This is a genomic window from Halobaculum saliterrae, assembly GCF_009831625.1.
Taxonomy (GTDB): domain Archaea; phylum Halobacteriota; class Halobacteria; order Halobacteriales; family Haloferacaceae; genus Halobaculum; species Halobaculum saliterrae.
In genome coordinates this window covers 396,961-414,308 of the sequence record NZ_WUUS01000001.1, presented here as the reverse complement: position 1 = coordinate 414,308, position 17,348 = coordinate 396,961, and the positions used below count along the sequence as shown (strand labels likewise).

Sequence of the window (17,348 nt, the reverse complement as noted above, 5' to 3'; positions counted from 1 at the left end):
CACGGTCGTCGCCGTAGGCTACGTTCTTCCTGCCGGGAGATCCCGCATGCGCGACCGGAACGACCTTGCGCGCCGCGCACCTCCGCTCCGGCAATGGTAGTCGCGGACCTCCACGCGCACACGACCGTCTCCGACGGAACGTTCACGCTCGAGACGCTCGTCTCGACGGCGCGAACGGTCGGCCTCGACGCGGTCGCCGTCACCGACCACGACCGGATCCATCCGGAACTCGAGGCGCCCGTCGTCGACCGCGACGGCCTGACGGTCGTCCGCGGCATCGAACTGCGGGTCGAGACGAACGCGGGCGACGGGGGCGGCGAGCGCGTCGACCTCCTCGGGTACGGCGTCGACGACGACCCCCACCTGCGAGCCGAGTGCGACCGGTTACAGGCGGACCGTCGCGAACGCGGTCGGCGGATCATCGAGCGCGTCGAGGACCGTCTCGGCGTCGACCTGGGCCTCGAGCCGCGCGCCGGCCTCGGCCGACCGCACATCGCCCGCGCCATCGACGAGAGCGACGCCGACTACGACTACGAGGGCGCCTTCAGGGACCTGATCGGTAGCGACGGCCCCTGTTACGTTCCTCGTGCCGTCACGCCCGTCGAGCGCGGCGTCGACCTGCTCCGGGACGCCTGCGCGGTCGTGGGGTTGGCGCACCCGTTCCGCTACGGCGACCCGTCACGCGCGCTCGAACTCTGCGTCGAGCACGACCTCGACGCCGTCGAACGCTTCTATCCGTACGCCGACGCGGTCGCCGACGACCCCGAGACCGTCGAGGAACTGGCGCGCGAGCACGACCTGCTGTTGACCGGGGGAACGGACGCCCACGGCGAGGAGCTCGCGGTCGACGGGCTCGACGCGCGACGGTGGAACGCGGTGCGGGAACGACTGCCGGAGGCGCGGGGTTAAGTACGATCCAGCCCCTCGATCGGGTATGCAGTGTCACTACTGCGATCGGGACGCGGCGTACGGCGCCGAGCGCGACGGCGTCACGGTCGGCCTATGCGAGTCGCACTTCCGCGACCGCGTCGAGGAGCTCGCCGACAGCGAGGGACTCGAGGCGCTCCGGGAGCAGGTCGACGTGACACAGACCGATCGAGAGCCCTGAACCGGACGCCGTCGATCCCCGCGACCCGTTCCCTCCTCACCACAGCAGGTCGACGCCGAACACGTACAGCCCGGCCAGCGCGGACTCGAACACCAGCGTGCCGAGCGCCGAGAGCACGACGAACCGTCGCCGGTCCATCTCCGCCAGCCCCGCGGGGACGGTGAGCATTCCGCGGGTGAACAACAGCGCGTTCGAGACGGGCACGACGACCGGCCCCCAGCGATCGAACCACCCGTCGAAGCGGTCGAGGCTGTCCTCGCTCACGCGGAACCACCGCTTCTGCAGAAGCCACTCGCGCCCGCCCCGCTGAGCGAGCGTGAACAGCGCGACCTGTCCGACCGTCGCACCGAGCACCGCGATCCCGACCACCGCGACGACGGTTCCCGGGGAGTGGCCGAAGAGGATGAGCGACCCGGGGACGATCAGCTCGCTCGGCATGAAGTACATCAGCATGGCCCCCTCCAGCACGAACACCGCGAACAGCGCGAGGTAGGCGTACTCCGAGGCCAGCATCGACTCCAGCCACGGCGGCATCGCGCCGACTTGGAGGGGCGACAGCGTCACGGACTCCGATTTCCCGTCTCCGAATATAGGGTTTGTGTGATACCTTGTGCGGCGGCGACGGTCGCCGGCGGCGGTGCCGTCGCCGACGGCCGCGAGCGTCGGGTTTACTTCCCACGCGGGCCGACGCTCATCCATGTTCCCAACCGATCGGCCGCGACGGCTCCGGACGGACGGCGTCCGGTCGCTCGTCTCCGAGACGGACCTCTCGGCGTCGGACCTGATCGCGCCGGTGTTCGTCGACGCGACGACGGACGAGCGGGTCGCCATCGAGTCGATGCCCGGTCACGAACGCGTCCCGGTGAGCGAGGCGGTCGACCGCGTCGAGGAGGTGCTGGCGACGGGCGTGGAGGCGGTGATGGTGTTCGGCATCCCCGAGTCGAAGGACGAGGTCGGTTCCCGGGCGTACGCCGACGACGGCGTCGTCCAGCGCGCCGTCCGCGATATCGCGGCCGAAACCGACGCATACGTGATCACCGACGTGTGCCTCTGTGAGTACACCGACCACGGCCACTGCGGGATCGTCGAGGGGAGCGCCGCGGAGGACCCCACCCTGACGGTGCGGAACGACGAGACGCTCGACCTGCTCCGGAAGACGGCGGTCTCGCACGCCGAGGCCGGCGCGGACATGGTCGCGCCCTCCTCGATGACCGACGGGATGGTCGGCGCCATCCGCGAGGCGCTGGACGGCGAGGGCTTCGCGGAGGTGCCGATCATGAGCTACGCGGTGAAGTACGAGTCCGCCTTCTACGGGCCGTTCCGCGACGCCGCCGACGGCGCGCCCGCCTTCGGCGACCGTCGACACTACCAGATGGACCCCGCGAACCGCCGCGAGGCGCTCCGGGAGGCTCGCCTCGACGCCGAGGAGGGCGCGGACGTGCTGATGGTGAAGCCCGGCCTCCCGTACCTCGACATCGTTCGCGACGTGCGCGAGGGGTTCGACGTCCCGGTCGCCGCCTACAACGTCTCCGGGGAGTACGCGATGCTCCACGCCGCGGCCGACCGCGGGTGGCTGGATCTGGAGGCGACGGCCCGCGAGTCCCTGCTCTCGATGAAGCGCGCCGGCGCGGATCTGATCCTCACGTACCTCGCGGAGGACGTCGCCGAGTCGCTGTAACCGGGCCGAATCGATCCCGAGACACGAACCCTTAACCCGGAAACCGACGCATCCCCCCACAATGCATCGCCCGGCGGTTCCCGACGCCTACATCGAGGAGGTCGCCGAGCGCACCGACTTCACCGTCGACGACGTTCGAATCGGCCTGCGCGTCCTCCACGACGCGGTCCAGGACCGCCTCGTCGAGCAGTACCGCCGCGCCCGCGACGACGCGACCCCGAACCACCTGCTGACCGACGACGCCGACGCCGCGTGGTTCGCGTTCGCGTTCGCCGACCTCCGGTCGGAGCTGGAGGCCGCCGGCTACGAGATGGACGCGGACCTGCTCGCGGCGGTCGCCGCCGTCAACATGACCGTCTTCCAGGAGGTCCACGACCGGACCGTCTCGTTCCCCCGGGACCTAGCGGACGCCAGCGACACGCCGTTCTTCTACCCCGTCTACGTCGAGAAGCCCGACTGGTGGCGCGAGGTCGAGACGAGCACGCTGCGCTCGCTGATCGGCCTGTTGGAGTCCGGGTCGTCGCCGGCGGCCGCGCTCGATGCGTGGGCCGTCGACGCCGCGGGCGCCGACCCCGACGAGTGGGCGGCCGTCCGCGGCGTCGACCCCGACCGCGTCCGGTCGAACGCTGCCGCCGCGCCGGATCCGGCGCCGGAGGCGGCCGACGGGCTCCGGGCGGAGGCGCGCGACGGCGTCCCCGACGGGCCGTACGACCCCGAGACGGACCGCCTGTTCGTCCCGACGACCGACCAACTCGCGGCCGTTCGGGAGGCCGACGAGGGGCCGAACGGTGACGGTGCGGGAACGGACGACGGAGAGGGGGCGGGACACGAGGACGAGCGTGGCGACCTCGCCGGCGACGACACGATCACTGCCGACAGCGATCCGGACCAAGATCCGGATGCGGCCACGGAGTCGGATCCGCGCTCGAATCCGGACCCGGATCCGGACCAGCTCGCGGAGATCGATCCCGCCGATCTGCTCTCGGGCGACGTCGAGGCCGCCGACCTCCCGGAGTACGCGGTCCAGGGGGACGACGACCCGGGGGCCGACGTGGACGACGGGGGTCGGTTCATCGACGGCGCGGACGCCTTCGACCGGACCGACGACCGCGATCGAGCCGACGACGCCGACGACAGGTAGATACCCGCGCCGCGCGTCCGTCGAGGTATGACAGACTGGCGTGCGGTCGCGTGGGGCGCGCTCGTGTTCCTCGTGCTCGCGGCGTTCGGAACCGCCGTCCCGATCGTCGGGCAGCTCGGCGCCGGGCTGGTCGGCGGCGCGGTCGCGGGCTACCTCGCCGGCGGCGGCCTCGGCAGCGGCGCGTACCACGGCCTGCTCGCGGGTTCGGTGACCGGGATCGCCTACACGCTGCTGTTCGCGCTGCTGGGCGGCGTGCTCGGGCTCGCGGGCGGCGGTCCCCTCGGCGGGTTCGTCGGCGGCGCCGGCGTGTTCGTCCTCGGCCTCGTGATCACGCTCGTGTTCGCGATCGACTCGGCTATCGCCGGCGCTATCGGGGCCGTTCTGTCGGCGGAGTAACGCTGATCGCGGGACCGAACTGGAGGCCGCCGTTCACCGATCGAGGTACTCCTGCTGGATCGCGACGACCTCCGAGGAGTCGGCACACTCGGCGTACCGCCGGAGCGGCTCCTCGTTGAGTTCGAGGAACGTCTCGCCCCAAGTGAACTTCGCGAGCACCTCCTCGGCTTGGTCGCGCTCGCCCAGGATGTGGAGCGCGGCCGCGAACGCCTCCACCGTCGTCAACTGCATCGGGCGACCGAAGTTCACGGGGTTGGCGGCGACGAGGTAGGGGAGCGCGCGGTGCTCGCCCGGCAGCGAGAACATCGCCTCGCCGGCCGACTCCCACGAGCAGTCGAGCGCGACGAGGGTCTCCCCGTCCGCCACGTCCCGGTCGGCGGGCGAGAGCGCGCGCTCGGCGTGGGGGTTGAGCACGACCCCGTACGGCGTCGCCGCGTCCGAGCGGTGCAGCGCCGCGAGGTCGAAGCGCGCGAGCTTGCGCGCCGTGCACTTGTCGGGGTCGTCGTCTCCCTCGTACCGGACGTGCAGGTCCACGCCCGGAGCGAGGCCGCGCGGGCGAATAAGCGCCCCGGAGCGGTGGCGGCGTGTTCCTCGCGCCGGCGGGTCGGCGCCGTCCCTCCGGCCGACCGATTCAAGCCCGTCGGTGCCCGCGAGTGAGGCGTGTCACGCGAGGATGCCGTCCGGACGTACTACCGCGCCGTCGACGCCGCGGACTACGACGCGCTCGCGGCCCTGCTCGCGTCCGGGTTCGTCCACGACCGACCGGACCGGACGCTGTCGGGACGGGAGCCGTTTGTTCGATTCATGCGCGAGGAGCGCCCGCGGACGAACACGGAACACCGGGTCGACGCGGTGTACGCGTCCGCCGACACGGCGTCTCCCGAAGTCGTCGCCCGCGGACGACTCCTCGGCGACGACGGCGAGGAACTGTTCGGATTCGTCGACGTGTTCCGATTCGCGAACGACGATGCGGACGCGGTTGTCGATCACCTCACGACGTACACCGACTGAGAAACGGGGCTGCGGAGGACGATACGCCGGTTCCGGTGCCGGTCCCCGGACCGCCGGCTACTCCCGCTCGCCGGCGCCGACGGCGCTCTCGCCGACCTTCTCGCTGCCCTCGATGACCTCCCTGCCACCCATGTACGGCTGGAGCGGTTCGGGCACGTCGACGGTGCCGTCGTCGTTCTGATAGTACTCCAGAATGGCGACGACGACGCGCGGAACCGCCACTCCCGAGCCGTTGAGCGTGTGGAGGTACTCGGCCGACTCGTGGCGCTCGGGTCGGAACCGCAGGCCGGCGCGCCGCGCCTGGAAGTCGCGGAAGTTCGATACCGACGAGACCTCCAGCCATCGGCCGCCCTGCTCGGGGCCGTCGTCCATGTCGTCGCCGGGGGCCCACACCTCGATGTCGTACTTCTTGGCCTGCGTGAACCCCAGGTCGCCGGTGCACATCTCCAAGATCCGGTACGGGAGTCCGAGCCGTTCGAGCACCTCCTCGGCCTCCTCGACGAGGCGCTCGAAGCGCTCCTCGCTGTTCTCCGGACGGACGAAGTTCACCATCTCCACCTTGTTGAACTGGTGGACGCGGACGATCCCGCGCGTCTCGGTGCCGTGTTCGCCCGCCTCGCGGCGGAAGTTCGGCGAGTACGCCTGGTGTTTGACCGGGAGGTCGTCGTCCAGCAGGATCTCGTCGCGATACATGTTCGTCACCGGGACCTCCGCGGTCGGGAGCAGCCAGAGGTCGTCGTCGTCGATCTCGTCGGCGTTCTCGTCGCCGACGCGGTAGGCGTCCTCAACGAACTTCGGGAACTGGCCGGTGCCCTCCATCGACCTCGAGTTCACGGGGATCGGCGGGAACACGTCGGTGTAGCCCTGCTCGCGGTGGACCTCCAGGAAGAACTGGATGAGCGCGTGCTCCAGCATCGCCCCCTCGCCCTTCGCGAAGTAGAAGCCGCCGCCCGACACCTTCGCGCCGCGGTCGAAGTCCAGAACGTCCAGGTCCTCGCCCAGATCGTAGTGCGGGATCACCTCCTCGGGGAGGTCCCGGAGGTCGTCGAACCCCTCGCGCCGGCGCTCGACGTTCTCCGACTCGTCCTCGCCGACGGGCACGTCGTCGTCGGGGATCTGCGGGAGGTGGAGCATCGCCTCGTGGAGTTCCTCCTCCAGCTCGTCGGCGCGGTCCTCGATCTCCTGGAGCTCAGCCTTGAGCTGTTGGCTCTCGTCGATCGCGTCCTGGGCCTCCTCCTCCTTGCCTTCCTGTTTCAACTGGCCGATCCGCGACGAGACCTCGTTGCGCTCGTGGCGCAGCGTGTCGCCGCGGCCCTTCAGGTCGCGCCACTCCTCGTCGAGTTCGAGAATCCGGTCGAGGTCGACGTCGACCCCCTTGTTCTCGATCCCCTCGCGAACCTCCTCGGGGTGCTCGCGGAGGTACTGCCTCGAAATCATTGTCTGTCGGTTCCGGTGGTTCCGCCTAAACCGTGTCGGGTCCGTGTGAGCGATCCTGATCCGGTGGATGTGATCCGGTCGCCGTGGTCGTGACAGCTACCGTTGCGTCGCCACACCCGGATCCCGGATCGGCGTAGTCACTCTCCCTCACGCGGCCAAGAAAAACGCATGCAACCGATCTACCGACTGAACTCGATCGCCGCGCCCTGCCCGAAGCCGACGCACAGCGACGCCAGCCCGCGGTCCACGTCCCGCTTGATCATCTCGTGGATCAGCGTCACCGGCAGGCGGGCGCCGGAGGCCCCGAGCGGGTGCCCCAGCGCGATGGCGCCCCCGTTCACGTTGTAGCTGTCCTCGTCGATCCCGAGTTCGCGGCGGGTGTACTCGCACTGGGAGGCGAACGCCTCGTTCACCTCGACCAGCCCGTAGTCGTCGATGTCGGCGTCCGCCCGCTCCAGCAGGCCGCGTGTGGCCGGGACCGGGCCGATACCCATGACGGTCGGGTCGACGCCGGCGACGTTGTTCGTGCCGACCTCCGCGAGCACGTCGAGCCCGTGCTCGTCGGCGAACTCCCGCGAACACACGAGCGTCGCCGCCGCGCCGTCGGTGATCTGCGAGGAGTTCCCCGCGGTGACGCTGCCGTCGCCGGTGAACGCGGGCGGCAGGTCCGCGAGCGCCTCCGCGGACGTGTCCGTGCGGATGCCCTCGTCCTCCGTGACGACGCCGTCCTCCGTCTCGACGGGGACGATCTCGTCGTCGAAGCGCCCCGACTCCGTCGCCTCGGCGGCGCGGTGGTGCGAGCGCGCGGCGAACTCGTCTTGCGCCTCGCGGGACACCTCGTACTCCTCGGCGACCTTCTCGGCGGTCATCCCCATCTGGAGCTGGAAGACGTTGTACTTCTCGGACAGCTCGGGGTGGAGGTGCTGGTAGGAGTCGCCGTCCATCGGCACCCGGCTCATGCTCTCGACGCCGCCGGCGACGATGCAGTCGCGGTTGCCCGCGGCGACGGCGTCCGACGCCGAGATGATCGCCTGCATCGACGAGGCGCACCAGCGGTTGATGCTCGTCGCGGGCGTCCCCTCGCCCAGCTCCGAGAGGAGCGCGATGACGCGGGCGACGTTGTTGTCCTGCTCGCCGCGCTGCTGGGCGACCCCCCACATGAGGTCGTCCACGTCGTCGGGTTCGAGGTCGTGTTCCTCGAGGATGTGGTCGATGAGCGTGACGGAGAGGTCCTCGCCGCGGGTGTCCGCGAAGACGCCGTCCTGCTTCCCGAACGGGGTCCGGTACGCGGCCGCGATGACGGGTGTTGCCATGGTACTCATTCCGCGGTCCCGACTGATAAATCCGGGAGAACTGGCGGAGCGTGGCCGAGGGTTTACCCCGAGTCGTGCGTGCGTCTCACACACCCGGTTTCCGCCGCTTCGACGCGCTTAACAGCTTCCGGCGGCAATCCCTGGGGGATGAGTGACCCGGCAGAGGACGTGGTCGAGCTTCTCGTAACCGTCCACCGGTACAACGAGGACCGCGACCTCGACGCCGACGATTTACCGCCACGGTACCGCCGTGTCTTCTGGAGCGAATCCCCGGAGGACGAGGAGGGACCGGGCGGCGTGGAGCGTCCGCTCCACGTGACCGAATCGACCGCAAAGACCGCGACCGGAGTCGAGCGCCCCTGGGAGGCGATCTCCGACCTCCTGTTCACCCAGCGAAAGGAGTTCTCCGGGGAGGTGTCGCTGTCCCAGCCCGAGATGGCCGTCGAGTGGATCCTCGACCGGGTCGACGACGACGACCTCCTGAGCAACCCCGTGCTCGCGGCGATCGCCGAGGACCCCGAGGTCGACCACGACGCCGACTTCTCGGTGACCCACGACGAGGCCCGCGACGAGAACCGTCCCGTTCGCGCCGACCGGGTGTGGATCGACGCCCTCCTCGGCGAGTACTTCGACGAGGAGGAGGACGCCGAGATGCTCGACCTCGTCACGGTGAAGGCGCCCGAGGAGATCGAGATGACGCTGAAGGACCTGGTGCTCACGACCGACCAGGAGGGCGAGATCCGCAAGCTGATGAAGGCGATCGAGCACCGGCAGTACCTCGCGGACATCGGCCTGCGCGAGATCGGCAAGCTCCTGTTCGTGGGCCCGCCGGGCACGGGCAAGACGACCGCCGCCCGCGCGCTCGCCCACGAGTTGGGCCTCCCGTTCGTCGAGGTGAAGCTGTCGATGGTGACGAGCCAGTACCTCGGCGAGACCGCCAAGAACGTCGAGAAGACGTTCGAGGTCGCCAAGCGGCTGGCGCCGTGTATCCTGTTCATCGACGAGTTCGACTCCGTCGCCAAGACCCGCAAGTCCGACGAGCACGCCGCGCTCAAGCGCGCCGTCAACACGCTGCTCAAGAGCATCGACGAGGTGTCGCTGGTGCGCGACGAGGTGCTGCTCATCTCGGCGACGAACCACCCCGACCAGCTCGACGCCGCGGCGTGGCGCCGGTTCGACGAGATCGTCAACTTCCCCAAGCCCGACCGGCAGATGCGCTCGGACATCCTCCGGGTCATCACCCGGCAGATGGAGATCGCGAAGTTCGACCCCGACGAGGTCGCCGACCGAACCGAGGGGCTCACCGGGAGCGACCTCCGACTCGTGCTCCGTGAGGCCGTGCTGGAGGCGCTCACCGACGACCGCATGGAGATCACGCAGGCGGACATCATGGACGCCGTCCAGGACTTCGAGGAGCGCGACAACCTCAAGAACATGGACATGATCGACGGCGAGGGCGCGGAGGTCGTCGGGGACGGCGGCGCCGGTCACGATCACTCCGATCACGATCACGACCACGAGCACTGACTCGCCGGATGCGCGTCACGCTTCTCGGCACGGGCGACACCACCGGCACGCCCACCGTCGGCTGCGACTGCGACACCTGCGAGGAGGCCCGCGAACGCGGGATCGAGCGCTCGCGCTTCTCGGTGCACGTCGAGAACGAGCGCACCGGCGAGTCGCTGCTGATCGACTGCTCGCCGGACTTCCGCCAGCAGTTCCTCACCCACGACGTGCCGCTGCCGGACGCCGCGATCGTCTCGCACATCCACTTCGACCACCTCGACGGCCTCGGCAACGCCTACCGGCTGTTCGACGACCTCCCGGTGTACGCCGCCGACGAGGTCGACCCCGTCACCGGCGAGTCGGTCGCCGACACGATCCGCTCGAAGTACGACTACCTCGACCGGGTGACCGTGGAGGACGTGACGCCGTTCGAGTCCGTCCGCGTGTGCGGTCTCGACGTGACGCTCGTCCCGGTCGACCACCCGCCGCTCGTCTGTTACGGGCTGTGCGTCGAGGACCCCGAGACGGGCGCGAAACTGTCGCTGTCTGGCGACACGAGCTACGACGTGCCCGCAGACTCGCGAGCGGCGCTCTCGGACCCGGACCTCCTGCTCGCGGACGGCATCGTTCCGGCGGCGTTCTGTGAGTACCACCCGATGGGCGGGAAGGACGAGGGCCCCGACGGCACGCCGTACACCTTCGGCACGAAACACATGACCCGCGAGGGGGCGCTGGCGCTGGCCGACGATCTCGACGCCGCGGAGACGCGGCTGGTCCACCTCGCGCACTACTACCCGCCCGAGGAGGCGTTCGCGGAGCCGCTCGCGGTCGACGGCGAGACGTACGACCTGTGAGTCCGGGTCGCCGTCGTGTCGACGTGTCCGGCCCGCTCTGCCCCGGGGAAGGTATTTGCGGCTCCGACCCCTAACCGCGTTATATTGAACGATCGTTCGACCGAAGCGGCCGCGTTCGTCGCCGCCGCGCTCCTCGCCACCTCGGTCCTCGCCCCGTTCGTCGGCGTCGCCGGCGCGGTGCCGGACGCCCGCGTCGCGGTGACCGACGCGACCGTCACGCCCGCGACCCCGACCGCGGGGGCGCCGGTCACCGTCGAGGCGACGATCCGACTCTCGGGCGCGAGCGCCTCCGCCGCCGATCTCGACCGCGTCGCCGTCCGCGACTCCAACGGCACCGTCCTCGGGGCGGCGACGGGGCTCGGCACGCTCTCCCCCGGCGAGACGATCGCCGTCCCCGTCACGCTCGTCGTCGACGAGCCCGGCGGGTACGACCTCTCGGTCGTCGCCACCGTCTCCGACGCGGACGACGAGACGGCGACGGCCAGCCGCCCGCTCTCGCTCGCCGTCGAGCGCGGCGCGCCGTTGGTCGAGGCGACCGTCGCCGACGCCGTCGCGGGCGCGGACTCTGCCGTCGACGTGACGGTCTCGAATCCGACGACCGCTCCCCTGCGCGATCTCACGGTTTCGGTCGTCGAACCGACCGACGGCGAGCGGGTCCGCCGGACCGTCGCGACGCTCGCGGCCGGCGCGAGCCAATCGCTCAACCTCTCCGTGCGACCGATGGAGGCCGGCGAGCGGTCGATCCGCGTCCGGGTCGACTACACGACCGCCGCGGGCACCCGCGCGACCGTCACGCACGACCGGGCGGTGACGGTCGACCCCCTGACCGCCGACGTCGGCGTGCGGGTCTCGACCGCGACCGGCGACGCCGCCGGCGACGCCGCGGCGGGGGGTGCGGGCGGGATCGCCGGGATCATCGGCGGCGGGGGCGGCGCCCTCCAGCCGTCGACCGGCGGCGACGGCGACGACGACGCGGACGGTGACCGACTCGACGTGACCGTGACCAACTTCGGCAACGCCGCGATCGAACGGGTCGTGCTCGTCCCCCGAGGCGACAACGGCACGCTCGTCTCCGCCGTCGGTCGCGTCGCGGTCGCGGACGCGCTCGAACCCGGCGCCGAGGCGACCGTGACCGTCGACCTCTCGGCCGTCGAGACCGCGGGCGATATCGACTTCGTCGCCAGATACGACCTCGCGGGCGAGCGCCGCGAGGCCGCCGCGGACTACGACTTCCGGCCGAAGCGCGGCGCCGTCGAGTTGACCGGCCTGAACGTCAGCCTCGACGACGACGGGCGCGTCACGATCGGCGGCAACCTCGGGAACGTCGGCGGCGGCGAGGTGTCCGGCGTCGTCGTCGGCGTCGCGGAGTCCCGGTCCGCCACCCCCGCGTACCCCCAGCGGAGCTACTTCGTTGGCACCGTCGACGCCAGCGAGTTCGCGCCGTTCAGCGTGACCGGTCGCGTCGACGCCGCGAACGCCACGTCGATCCCCGTTCGGGTGGCGTACACCGCCGGCGACGACCGCGTCACCGAGGTGATCGAGGTGCCGCTCCCGGCGAGCCGGTCGTCCACGGGGGCGGGATCGTTCGGCGCGCTCGGCGTGTCGGGCCCCGTCGGCGGACTCCTGCTCGCGGTCGGGTTCGCGATCCCGCTGGCGATCGGACTCGTCGTCCGACGGTACGTATGACCGACGACGCGAACACCGAGGCCGCCGGCCGGTCAGCGGACGCCGATAGCGACGGCCGATCGGCGGACACCGAGGTCCCCGGCCGATCGGTGAACGCCGACGGTCGCGACCGGTCAGGGGACACCGACCCGGCCGCCCGATCCGCCGACGCCGTCGACGTGTCCTCCGACGACTCCCGCTCGTCGTTCGGCGCCGCGGCGGACGCCGCCGTACCGCCGACCGACACGGTCGCCCGCGGGACCGACGTCGACGCCGACGCCGCGGACGCGGACGACGCGACCCCTCCGCTTCGGCTGGCGAACGTGACGAAGCGCTACGAGGGCGGTGGCGGCACCGTGACGGCCCTGTCGAACGTCGAGTTCGCGGTCGCCGGCGGCGAGGTCGTCGCGGTCGTCGGTCCCTCCGGGTCCGGGAAGTCGACGATGCTGAACCTCCTCGGTCTGCTCGACGACCCCACCGAGGGTCGCGTCGAACTCCACGGGACCCCCGTCGCCGGCCGCTCGGAGCGCGAGCGCACCGACGTGCGCCGCGAGACGATCGGGTTCGTCTTCCAGGACTTCCACCTCGTCCCGACGCTGTCGGCCGTCGAGAACGTCCGCCTCCCGACGGCGTTCCTCTCGGAGGACCACACCGACCGCGCGGTCGACCTGCTCGAACGCGTCGGCCTCGGCGACCGGCTGGACCACACCCCCGACGAGCTGTCCGGCGGGCAGAAGCAGCGGGTGGCCATCGCGCGCTCGCTGATCAACGAGCCCGACGTGCTGCTCGCGGACGAGCCCACCGGCAACCTCGACCGCGAGACGGGCGTCTCCGTGCTCGAGGAGATCCGCGAGATCGCCGCCGCCGGCGTCGGTGTCGTCGCCGTCACCCACGACGATCTCGTGACCGGGTACGCCGACCGGACCGTCGAACTCGTCGACGGGGTGCTCGACGATGCGTGACCGGATCCGGCGACTCGTGCGACTCGCCCCGGTCGCGGCGGTCGCACGACTCGGGAGCCGCCTCCGTGGCGCGGCCGGCGGAGCCGCGGCGGCGGCGCGCGTCGCGGTTCCGGACCCGGCTGTCGCCCGGATCGCCCGCGCGGGCGACGCGCTCGGCCGCCGCTTCCCGGCGGTCTCGCTCGCGTTCCGCAACCTCTCGCGCCAGCGCCTCCGCGCGGGGCTGGCCGCGCTGGGGATCGTCATCGGCGTGTTCGCGGTCGTCGCGCTGGGGATGCTCGGCACCGCGCTCCAGACGGCCGCGACTGAGGAACTCGGCGGGCTCGGAGACCAGGTGATCGTCAGCCCGGCCGCCGAGTCCGGCGAGGAGACGCTCGACGGTCGGGACCTCGCGGCCGTCGAACGCGCCGCCGCCGGCCGCGGGACGGTGATCCCGCTGAAGTCGACCGGCGGAACCGTCAGCGCGGGCGGGAGCCGGACGGTCGCGCAGGTGTACGGGACGACGAACCCTCGGCCGCTGTTCGGCGACGCGCCGGGCGTGCCCGACTACCACCGGCAGGGCGCGCTCGTCGGCGCGGACGTGGCCGGGGCGCTCGACCTCCGCGTCGGGTCGCAGGTCACGATCGAGTCGAACACCTACCGCGTCGTCGCGGTGCTCCCCCCGCAGTCGAGCATCACGCCCCTGCGGGCCGACTCGGCGGTCGTCCTTCCGCCCGGCGAGTTCGCCACCGACGGCTTCTCGCAGGTGGTCGTGCAGGCCGACTCCGGCGGCGACGCCGACGCGGTCGCCCGCGGGGTCCGAGACCGACTCAACGCCCGCGAGCGGCGCGTCTCGGTGTTCTCGCTGACGAGCGTGCTCGACCGGATCACGGAGTTCTTCGCGCTGCTCAACGGGTTCCTGCTGGCGGTCGCGGGCGTCTCGCTCGTCGTTGCCGGCGTGTCGATCTTCAACGTCATGCTGATGACGGTCTCCGAGCGGCGGGGGGAGATCGGCGTCCTGCGCGCCGTCGGGATCCACCGCGACCAGGTGTTGCGGACGTTACTCGTGGAGGCGACGCTGCTCGGGGTCGGGGGCGGCGCCGTCGGGGTCCTGCTCGGCACCGTCGGCGTCGTCATCGTCGCGCTCAACACGGAGCTCCCGCTCGATGCGGTGCTCGTTCCGACGAACGCGCTGGTCGCGCTGGGTGCGTTCGCCTTCGGCGTGGCGGTCGCGCTCGTCGGCGGGCTGTACCCCGCCTACCGCGCGGCGTGGGAGCCGCCGGTCCAGTCGCTCCGCGGGTAGGACACCGACACACGCCGGGCCGTCGCGCCCGGCTCGGCCGTCCCGCCTCCGGACCCACCGCGGACAGCCGTTCACCGACCCGCGACCGTGAAAGGACCCGAAGACACTTGCGCGCGTGTTCGCTTCCCACGAACATGTCGAACACTTGGTCCCGTCGTCGGACCCTCGCGGTCGCCGGTGCGGCGCTGTTCGCCGGCTGTAGCGGCTCGCCCCCCTCCGACGGCTCGCCCGACGGCGACGCCACGGCTGATCCGGCCGACACGACGGCGAGCGGCACCCCGACGCCGGAGCCGACGCCCGTCCCCGAGCCCGACGCGTCGTTCACGCCCGAGGAGTGGACAGCACCGACCGACGCGCCGACGAGCGACGTCGAACGGACGGTCCTCGTGGAGAACCTGGAGGTGCCGTGGGACATCTCTGTCGCGGGCAACGGCGACGTGTTCGTCACCGAGCGCGTCGGCCGCGTCAGCCGCGTCGCCGGCGGCGACCTCGACACGGTGTTCGCCCCGGAGGACGCCATCGACGCCGGCTCGATCGCCGCCGAGCCGCAGGAACAGCAGTGGTGGGTCGAGGGCGGCGAGGGGGGCACCCTCGGCGTCGCGGTCCACCCCGACTACCCGGACGTGGAGGTGCTGTACGTCTACTACACCGCCAGCGTCGGGGAGGACGAGCGGGTCAACCGCGTCTCGCGGTTCGACCTCTCGGCCGACGACCCCGCCGCGACCGAGCGGGTCGTCGTCGGCGACATGGCCGCGAACAACTTCCACAACGGCGGCCGCATCGCGTTCGGCCCTCGGGGATACCTCTGGATCACCACCGGCGACGCCGGCGAGGAGGCGCTGGCGGCCGACCCCGGGGAACTCCCGGGCTCCGTCCTCCGGGTCACCGTCAACGGGGAGCCCGCGCCGGACAACCCCGACATCCCGGGCGGCGACCCGCGCGTGTTCACCTACGGCCACCGAAACCCGCAGGGGCTCGTCTGGCTCCCCGACGGCACGCCCGTCGCAACCGAGCATGGGCCCGCCGGCCGCGACGAGGTCAACCGGCTGGTCCCGGGCGGCAACTACGGCTGGCCGGACGTCAGGAACGCCGACGAGTACCGCGGGCTGTCCGAGGACAGCGACGTGCGGCGTCCGCTCGCCAACACCGGCGGGAGCACGTGGGCGCCGACGGGAGCGCTGTGGTACACGGGCGAGGCCGTCCCCTCCTGGCACAACCGGCTGATCATCGGCGGGCTGGGCAGCCAACAGCTGATCGTCGTCACGCTGTCGCCCCCGGAGGCGGAGCTGCCGCCGCTGGGTGAGACGGGCCGGCGATTCGACGCCGACTGGCTCGACGACGCGTTCACCGCCACCGCCCACCCGATGCTGACGGACGAACTCGGGCGGATCCGACACGTCGAGCAGGGCGTCGACGGCGAGCTGTACGCGATCACGTCGAACCGGGACGGGCGGTCCAGCGAGGAGTTCCCGAAGGAGAACCACGACGTGCTCGTGCGGCTGGAGGCCGGCGAATGAGAGGCGGCCGAACCGGCGGGCTCGCGCTCCTCGCGACACTCGTCCTCGTGATCGCGGGCGTCGCACCCGTCGTCGGGGCGGCGGCCCCCGGCGGTGCGGCCGACGGCGCCCGCGCCGTCGGCGGACCCGGCGCACCGGCCGCCCAGTCGGACGGCCTCAACCCCTGCGTCGGCACGATCGACGAGGACCGCCGCCCCGAGACGACGACGCTCGTGTCGATCCAGGGCGCCCGCGCCGGCGACAAGACCGCCGCGCTGCTGGTCGGCCTCGCACCGAACGGCTCGGTCGTCGGCGTCCACAACGACACCGCCGACGGCCGCTGGTGGTCCTACGACGTCGACCCGCTCCCGAACGGCGAGCTGCTGATGGCGACGACGCAGAACCGCCACACGGTGATCGAGCGGATCGACCCCGCGACCGGCGAGACCACATCGAGGACCGACTTGGAGAACGTCGAGGACGCCCACGACGTCGACTACCTCGGCGACGGCGAGTTCGTCACCGTCGACAAGGGCGACGAGCGCAACCGCGTGGTGATCTTCGACGACTCCGGCGAGATCGTCTGGCAGTGGCGCTTCGACGAGCACGCCGACCGCTTCCCCGAGGACGGTGGGGGTCCGTACGGCACGGACTGGACCCACGTCAACGACGTGGACCCCATCGGCGACGACACGCTGCTCGTCTCCGTCCGCAACTTCGATCAGGTGATCGCCATCGACCGCGACACCAAGGAGGTGAAGTGGACGCTCGGCGAGGACGACGACTACGACGTCCTGAACGAGCAGCACAACCCCGACTTCATCGAGGGCGAGGACGGCCGCACGACCGTCATCGTCGCCGACTCCGAGAACGACCGCGTCGTCGAGTACAGCCGGACCGACGGCGGCGAGTGGGAGCGCACGTGGTCGCTCTCGGGCGGCGGCCTCCACGAGCCGCGCGACGCGGACCGGCTCCCCAACGGCAACACGCTCGTCACCGACCGCCGCGGCCATCGCGTGCTGGAGGTCACCCCGCGCGGCGAAGTCGTCTGGGAGGTGTACACCCCGTGGCAGCCGTACGACGCCGAGCGCGTCGGCACCGACCCCGGCTCCGACGGCCCGACGACGCGCCAGATCGGCGCGACCGGCGACCAGACCATGACCGGCGGCACGGTCTTCGACACCGAGGCGATCGAGTCGTGCTACGCGCACCTCACCGGCGTCGAGCGCGACCGGCTCGTCCCCGAGGACGAGCTGTGGGGGACCGGCGGCGAGCTGGGCGACGCCGCGACGGCGACGCCCGACGACGGCGCGGACGGCGGTTCGGCCGGGAGCGCCGACGGCGACGATGCCGACGGGACCGACCGCGAGTGGACGACCGTTCCCGACGAGTCGTTCGTCCAGACGCCGGGATTCGGCGCCGGCGCGGCGCTGACGGCCCTGATGGCGCTGGCGGCGGCGTTCGCGCTCGCGGCGGTTCGGCGGCGCTGACCGCTGCGGCGG

The 17,348-nt window shown here is 71.6% G+C and carries 17 protein-coding genes; 13 read left to right on the top strand and 4 right to left on the bottom strand.

All coding sequences use genetic code 11. From position 1 onward, the window contains the following. The first annotated feature begins 93 nt into the window (after positions 1–93). Both GRX01_RS02060 and GRX01_RS18725 read left to right on the top strand, forming a co-directional pair. A complete protein-coding gene (locus GRX01_RS02060; RefSeq protein WP_159662879.1) occupies positions 94–909 on the top strand; it encodes a PHP domain-containing protein in 816 nt (271 codons plus the stop codon). Positions 910–934: 25 nt separating this feature from the next. Then, positions 935–1,108, top strand: a complete 174-nt coding sequence (locus GRX01_RS18725) for a DUF6757 family protein (protein WP_201289475.1) — start codon at positions 935–937, stop codon at positions 1,106–1,108. A 36-nt stretch (positions 1,109–1,144) separates the two neighbouring features. On the opposite strand, the gene GRX01_RS02055 is transcribed toward GRX01_RS18725, so the two are convergent. Further along, positions 1,145–1,642 (bottom strand): DedA family protein, encoded by a 498-nt coding sequence (locus tag GRX01_RS02055; protein ID WP_159663283.1) that lies wholly within the window; start codon positions 1,640–1,642, stop codon positions 1,145–1,147. Between the two features lie 163 nt (positions 1,643–1,805). Here GRX01_RS02055 and hemB point away from each other — a divergent pair, with 163 nt between their 5' ends. The 3 genes from hemB (at position 1,806) to GRX01_RS02040 (ending at position 4,323) form a co-directional block, all read left to right on the top strand. Continuing rightward, a complete protein-coding gene (gene hemB / locus GRX01_RS02050; protein ID WP_159662877.1) occupies positions 1,806–2,786 on the top strand; it encodes a porphobilinogen synthase in 981 nt (326 codons plus the stop codon). 61 nt (positions 2,787–2,847) lie between these two features. Beyond that, positions 2,848–3,927: a hypothetical protein gene (locus tag GRX01_RS02045; protein WP_159662875.1), complete on the top strand. Its 1,080-nt coding sequence runs from the start codon at positions 2,848–2,850 to the stop codon at positions 3,925–3,927. A gap of 27 nt (positions 3,928–3,954) precedes the next feature. Then, positions 3,955–4,323 (top strand): DUF5518 domain-containing protein, encoded by a 369-nt coding sequence (locus tag GRX01_RS02040; RefSeq protein WP_159662873.1) that lies wholly within the window; start codon positions 3,955–3,957, stop codon positions 4,321–4,323. Positions 4,324–4,356: 33 nt separating this feature from the next. Here GRX01_RS02040 and GRX01_RS02035 read toward each other — a convergent pair whose 3' ends face one another. Further along, complete coding sequence (locus tag GRX01_RS02035; RefSeq protein ID WP_321167865.1) at positions 4,357–4,857, bottom strand: DUF367 family protein; 501 nt, start codon at positions 4,855–4,857, stop codon at positions 4,357–4,359. A 126-nt stretch (positions 4,858–4,983) separates the two neighbouring features. Here GRX01_RS02035 and GRX01_RS02030 point away from each other — a divergent pair, with 126 nt between their 5' ends. After that, complete coding sequence (locus GRX01_RS02030) at positions 4,984–5,334, top strand: nuclear transport factor 2 family protein (protein WP_321167864.1); 351 nt, start codon at positions 4,984–4,986, stop codon at positions 5,332–5,334. 57 nt (positions 5,335–5,391) lie between these two features. Here the strand turns inward: GRX01_RS02030 and serS are convergent, their stop codons facing one another. Both serS and GRX01_RS02020 read right to left on the bottom strand, forming a co-directional pair. Then, complete coding sequence (gene serS / locus GRX01_RS02025; RefSeq protein WP_159662871.1) at positions 5,392–6,771, bottom strand: serine--tRNA ligase; 1,380 nt, start codon at positions 6,769–6,771, stop codon at positions 5,392–5,394. Positions 6,772–6,950: 179 nt separating this feature from the next. Beyond that, entirely contained in the window at positions 6,951–8,084 is a 1,134-nt protein-coding gene (locus tag GRX01_RS02020; RefSeq protein WP_201289474.1) for a thiolase family protein, read from the bottom strand. A 147-nt stretch (positions 8,085–8,231) separates the two neighbouring features. Between GRX01_RS02020 and GRX01_RS02015 the strand changes: the two genes are divergently transcribed. From GRX01_RS02015 to GRX01_RS01985, 7 genes are all read left to right on the top strand, one after another. After that, a complete protein-coding gene (locus tag GRX01_RS02015; protein ID WP_159662867.1) occupies positions 8,232–9,611 on the top strand; it encodes an ATP-binding protein in 1,380 nt (459 codons plus the stop codon). Between the two features lie 8 nt (positions 9,612–9,619). Next, on the top strand, positions 9,620–10,444 hold the full coding sequence (locus GRX01_RS02010; protein ID WP_159662865.1) for an MBL fold metallo-hydrolase: 825 nt from the start codon (positions 9,620–9,622) through the stop codon (positions 10,442–10,444). Positions 10,445–10,528: 84 nt separating this feature from the next. Then, on the top strand, positions 10,529–12,130 hold the full coding sequence (locus GRX01_RS02005) for a CARDB domain-containing protein (RefSeq protein ID WP_159662863.1): 1,602 nt from the start codon (positions 10,529–10,531) through the stop codon (positions 12,128–12,130). A gap of 293 nt (positions 12,131–12,423) precedes the next feature. After that, positions 12,424–13,071, top strand: a complete 648-nt coding sequence (locus GRX01_RS02000) for an ABC transporter ATP-binding protein (RefSeq protein WP_159663279.1) — start codon at positions 12,424–12,426, stop codon at positions 13,069–13,071. After that, the gene (locus GRX01_RS01995) at positions 13,064–14,350 is read left to right on the top strand and encodes an ABC transporter permease (protein ID WP_159662861.1); all 1,287 of its coding nucleotides are present in this window, start codon (positions 13,064–13,066) and stop codon (positions 14,348–14,350) included. Before GRX01_RS02000 ends, GRX01_RS01995 begins: the two co-directional genes overlap by 8 nt. 134 nt (positions 14,351–14,484) lie before the next feature. Beyond that, positions 14,485–15,867 carry a PQQ-dependent sugar dehydrogenase gene (locus GRX01_RS01990; RefSeq protein WP_159662859.1) on the top strand — a complete coding sequence of 461 codons (1,383 nt, stop codon included), beginning with the start codon at positions 14,485–14,487 and terminating at the stop codon, positions 15,865–15,867. Beyond that, on the top strand, positions 15,864–17,336 hold the full coding sequence (locus GRX01_RS01985; RefSeq protein WP_159662857.1) for an aryl-sulfate sulfotransferase: 1,473 nt from the start codon (positions 15,864–15,866) through the stop codon (positions 17,334–17,336). Before GRX01_RS01990 ends, GRX01_RS01985 begins: the two co-directional genes overlap by 4 nt. Positions 17,337–17,348: the final 12 nt, after the last annotated feature.

Excerpts from the sequence above, each read along its gene's own strand:
- GRX01_RS02010 (WP_159662865.1), top strand. The coding sequence starts at position 9,620 with ATGCGCGTCACGCTTCTCGGCACGGGCGACACCACCGGCACGCCCACC.
- serS (WP_159662871.1), bottom strand. The coding sequence starts at position 6,771 with ATGATTTCGAGGCAGTACCTCCGCGAGCACCCCGAGGAGGTTCGCGAG.
- GRX01_RS02015 (WP_159662867.1), top strand. The coding sequence starts at position 8,232 with ATGAGTGACCCGGCAGAGGACGTGGTCGAGCTTCTCGTAACCGTCCAC.
- GRX01_RS02040 (WP_159662873.1), top strand. The coding sequence starts at position 3,955 with ATGACAGACTGGCGTGCGGTCGCGTGGGGCGCGCTCGTGTTCCTCGTG.
- GRX01_RS01985 (WP_159662857.1), top strand. The coding sequence starts at position 15,864 with ATGAGAGGCGGCCGAACCGGCGGGCTCGCGCTCCTCGCGACACTCGTC.
- GRX01_RS02045 (WP_159662875.1), top strand. The coding sequence starts at position 2,848 with ATGCATCGCCCGGCGGTTCCCGACGCCTACATCGAGGAGGTCGCCGAG.
- GRX01_RS18725 (WP_201289475.1), top strand. The coding sequence starts at position 935 with ATGCAGTGTCACTACTGCGATCGGGACGCGGCGTACGGCGCCGAGCGC.
- GRX01_RS02060 (WP_159662879.1), top strand. The coding sequence starts at position 94 with ATGGTAGTCGCGGACCTCCACGCGCACACGACCGTCTCCGACGGAACG.
- GRX01_RS02055 (WP_159663283.1), bottom strand. The coding sequence starts at position 1,642 with ATGCCGCCGTGGCTGGAGTCGATGCTGGCCTCGGAGTACGCCTACCTC.
- GRX01_RS02020 (WP_201289474.1), bottom strand. The coding sequence starts at position 8,084 with ATGGCAACACCCGTCATCGCGGCCGCGTACCGGACCCCGTTCGGGAAG.
- GRX01_RS01990 (WP_159662859.1), top strand. The coding sequence starts at position 14,485 with ATGTCGAACACTTGGTCCCGTCGTCGGACCCTCGCGGTCGCCGGTGCG.
- hemB (WP_159662877.1), top strand. The coding sequence starts at position 1,806 with ATGTTCCCAACCGATCGGCCGCGACGGCTCCGGACGGACGGCGTCCGG.
- GRX01_RS01995 (WP_159662861.1), top strand. The coding sequence starts at position 13,064 with ATGCGTGACCGGATCCGGCGACTCGTGCGACTCGCCCCGGTCGCGGCG.